Raw genomic sequence first — 964 nt, 5'->3', positions numbered from 1 at the left:
ACGCCAGTGCGGCCGGCGCGCGCTTCGCTCGCCAGCTGGCGATGGACCTGGGCGCGGCAGAACAGGTGATCGTCTCCGGCCTTGCCCGCGGCATCGATGCGGCGGCGCACGCCGCGGCGCTCCCCACTGGCACCATCGCGGTGGTCGCCGGCGGGGTGGATGTTGCCTATCCGCCCGATCATGCCGATCTGATGGCGAAGATTGCCGATGACGGCCTGATCATCGCCGAACAGCCGCCGGGCATAGAACCCCAGGCAAGGCACTTCCCGCGCCGCAACCGCATCATCGCTGGGCTGGCCGCCGGCACCATCGTGGTGGAGGGCGCGGCGAAGAGCGGCAGCCTGATCACCGCGCGGCTGGCCGCCGAACTGGGGCGGGAGGTGATGGCCGTCCCCGGCTCGCCGCTCGATCCACGCGCGGGGGGGTGCAACCAGCTGATCCGCGAAGGCGCCACGCTGGTGCGCGATGCGGCCGATGTGCTGGAGGCGCTGTCCACCCTGTCGGGCGAGCCGCGCATGCCATTGGGCCTAACTCCCTCCGTCGCCGAACCTGCGGCGCCGGCGCTCACGACGCCCGAAAGCGCACGCACCGCCGTGCTGGCCCTGCTGTCGCCGACGCCGGTGCCGGTCGATGATCTCGTTCGCCAAGCCGCCCTGCCGGCGGCGCAGGTGGCGAGCGTGCTGCTCGATCTGGAACTGGAAGGCACGCTCACCCGCCACGCCGGCGCCAGAGTGGCGCTCGGCTAGGCCCGAGAAATCACACAACCGTCCCCACCAGCCGGCCGATGCCAGCCGTGATCGCCATGGCGAGCGCGCCCCAGAACACCACGCGCACCACCGGCTTGCCCATCCCGGCCCCTCCGGCCCGCGCACCCACCGCGCCCAGCAGCGCCAGGAACAGGATGGCGCCCGCCGCCTGGCCGGCCATCATCCACCCCATCGGCAGCACGGCGGCCAGCACGAGC

Annotated in this window: 1 protein-coding gene and 1 pseudogene; one reads left to right on the top strand and one right to left on the bottom strand. The window is 72.9% G+C overall.

Annotated features, from left to right (window positions below; genetic code table 11):
- Nucleotides 1-746 (top strand): DNA-processing protein DprA (locus GJV64_RS14825; protein ID WP_164158265.1); only part of this gene is annotated, 746 nt, incomplete at its 5' end.
- A gap of 10 nt (nt 747-756) precedes the next feature.
- On the opposite strand, the pseudogene GJV64_RS14820 reads toward GJV64_RS14825, so the two are convergent.
- A pseudogene (locus tag GJV64_RS14820) lies at nt 757-964 on the bottom strand (VIT1/CCC1 transporter family protein); the annotation flags it as partial.

It is taken from the genome of Sandarakinorhabdus rubra (genome assembly GCF_010994245.1).
In the GTDB taxonomy this organism is placed as follows: Bacteria; Pseudomonadota; Alphaproteobacteria; order Sphingomonadales; family Sphingomonadaceae; genus Sandarakinorhabdus; species Sandarakinorhabdus rubra.
Note: the sequence above shows the minus strand (reverse complement) of the source record. Positions and strands in the feature narration are given on the sequence as shown.